Origin of the sequence: Tenacibaculum sp. SG-28, from assembly GCF_002954385.1 — a bacterium.
Lineage (GTDB): Bacteria > Bacteroidota > Bacteroidia > Flavobacteriales > Flavobacteriaceae > Polaribacter.
This window is the reverse complement of sequence record NZ_MQVY01000015.1, coordinates 1-2,366: the sequence shown is the minus strand read 5'-3', so window position 1 is coordinate 2,366 and position 2,366 is coordinate 1. Positions and strand designations below refer to the sequence as shown.

Below are 2,366 nucleotides of genomic sequence, written 5' to 3'. Positions count from 1 at the left end.
AAAAAATGATCATAACAACATCTAAACTGCATTAAAACGCAGCTTAGCCAAAACGTTACCTGTAATTAATGAAAAAAATACTACTGACCATTTTAGTTTTAATACTAATAAGTTGTAATGCAGAAAATAAAAAATCTACTGAAGAACTCAATGTACTTTTTATAGGAAACAGTTTGACGTTTTATCATGAAATGCCTTTAATGGTTCAAAAAATGTTAAATGAAACAAATCCTAATATTAAAATTCATCAGAGTACTTTTCCTGGAATGTTCCTTGATTGGCATTTAAACAAGACAATCTTAACACAAAATGAAGAAAGTATAAATGTGCGGAATAAAAAAGAAGGAGAAATTACTGAAACAGAACGAAAATTGTCAGAAAGGAAATGGGACATAATTATATTACAAGAAGGAACAATTAGAGTGATTATACCTGAATCACGGAATCTTGTAGTTGATTCTTCAATAAAGAAATTCAAAAAAATTGTAAATAATCCAAATTGTAAGTTTATATTATTCAACACTTGGGCATCAAAAGCCGAATACCCATTGGAGAAATGTTATCCAGGTAGGTTGATAGATAAATCATTGGAAAGCAGTAAAAAATACTGTTCCGAAAGTATTGAAAATTTAGAACAACATAATGACGTTATAAACCAAGCATATCAAAAATTAGCGGACAATAACAATATCTTGAAGTCAAATAACGGAAACTTATTTTATGAAATTCGCATAAAACATCCAGAGATTGAACTTTTTGACGACTCCTTTCATCCTTCCGTTTATGGTTCGTTTTTAAATGCGTGTGAATTTTATCAAATTTTATCAAACGAAAAAGCCATTGATTTAAAATATAATGGTGAAATAGAACCTGAAGTTGCGAATTTACTAAAGAAGATAGCTGAATAAAACTACAGGTAACAACGGTTATAAGTAATGCGGGACTAATTGCTAAAACATTACTTTCTGCTTCTTTTTCCACTCGCAATTTGTATCTTTATTCAAGAAAATAACAAACATAAAAATGGCTCGATAAAGTTAGTGCTCGATTGAAACAAATCGCTTTCAAACTCCCGCACTACTCATAACCGAGACCGTTGGCAACAATATCTGAACAAAACGCAAAAAGAATGAAAAGAGTATATTTTAATCATATTAGTAGTTTGAAAAATGCAGTTTTGATCATTTCCTCGTTTATATGTTTATTAATAGGAACATTTGAATTATTCTCTGAACCAAATATCATGTGGAATAAGAGAATATCTACTCTTGGCTCAATTTTGACGGTTGTTTTCTTTGCAAGAATGGTTTTTGGTAAATATTACGTTGGATGGAATAAAGTTGGAATAACAATAAGGATAAATTCCTTTATGGGAAAAACCTTCAATTTTAAAGATATAAAGTCTACTGTTTTGGAGAACGGAATTCTTACTGTTGTGAAAAAAGATGAAGAGAAAATAGAATTAGACTTGAGTGAAATAGAAGAAAATGACGTTGAAAAAATAACTGAAATTTTAATAGAAAATACTATTGCCAACAACACCTAAACTGCATTAAAACGCAGCTTAGCAACAACGTTAGCAACAATAAACAAAAAAATGAAAATAGGGATTTTATCACCAATACCTTTTGGTATATCATGGATACTATCAATTATTATTTTAGGGGTTACGATAGGTAAATTAGAGTTATTGGATATCTTAAATAAAAATTATAGATATCTAACAGTCCTCTTAATAGTCTTGATAATATCAAAAACTCTACATTATTTTTACTCTGGTAAAATTAAAATAACTTCAATTTCAGATGAGAATTTTGAAATAAAGATTAAAAAATTACCGTTGTTCTCTAAACTTAAAAACCAAACTATAAAATTAACCGATATAGAGTACTTCAGAGTTTCTAAAGGTAGAGCTTGTGACAGAATAATAATTGAATTAAAGAACAAGGAAAACGTTAGAATTTGTACAGATAACTTGAAAAACTTTTTAAGCTTAAGAGATGAAAAGAAAGATTTAATAAATTTATTTACAGAAAAAAATATAGAAATAAAAAAAGCCTCATGGTATGATAGCCTCTAATTCTTCATCTATAAATTCTGAGTAATGGATTGATTTAAAATTAAAGTTTTATTATTATTAGTATTAGGTAGGATAAAATACTGTTGCTAACACGGTGTATGAAAACATAGCTAATTAAGTGTTTAATCAATAATTTTGTGTTTTATTTGCTGAGACCGCCAAGTTTTTAATTTGGCTTAAAAACTGAGAAGTTAAATCAAAATATAAAAAATTGGCCCTGTGATAAACCCAAAATGTAGTGTCTATTTACACGCTACGTTTCATACACTGGCCGTTGTAAACAATG

At 28.4% G+C, this 2,366-nt stretch carries 3 protein-coding genes; all 3 read left to right on the top strand.

The features are described from left to right. Positions 1-68 precede the first annotated feature (68 nt). The 3 genes from BSU00_RS12750 to BSU00_RS12740 all read left to right on the top strand — a co-directional run bounded on the left by BSU00_RS12750 (position 69) and on the right by BSU00_RS12740 (position 2,080). Positions 69-908, top strand: coding sequence for a DUF4886 domain-containing protein (locus BSU00_RS12750; protein WP_105004716.1), 840 nt, complete (start codon positions 69-71; stop codon positions 906-908). 221 nt (positions 909-1,129) lie between these two features. Further along, positions 1,130-1,546 (top strand): hypothetical protein, encoded by a 417-nt coding sequence (locus BSU00_RS12745; RefSeq protein WP_105004715.1) that lies wholly within the window; start codon positions 1,130-1,132, stop codon positions 1,544-1,546. Positions 1,547-1,597: 51 nt separating this feature from the next. Beyond that, complete coding sequence (locus tag BSU00_RS12740) at positions 1,598-2,080, top strand: hypothetical protein (RefSeq protein ID WP_105004714.1); 483 nt, start codon at positions 1,598-1,600, stop codon at positions 2,078-2,080. Positions 2,081-2,366: the final 286 nt, after the last annotated feature.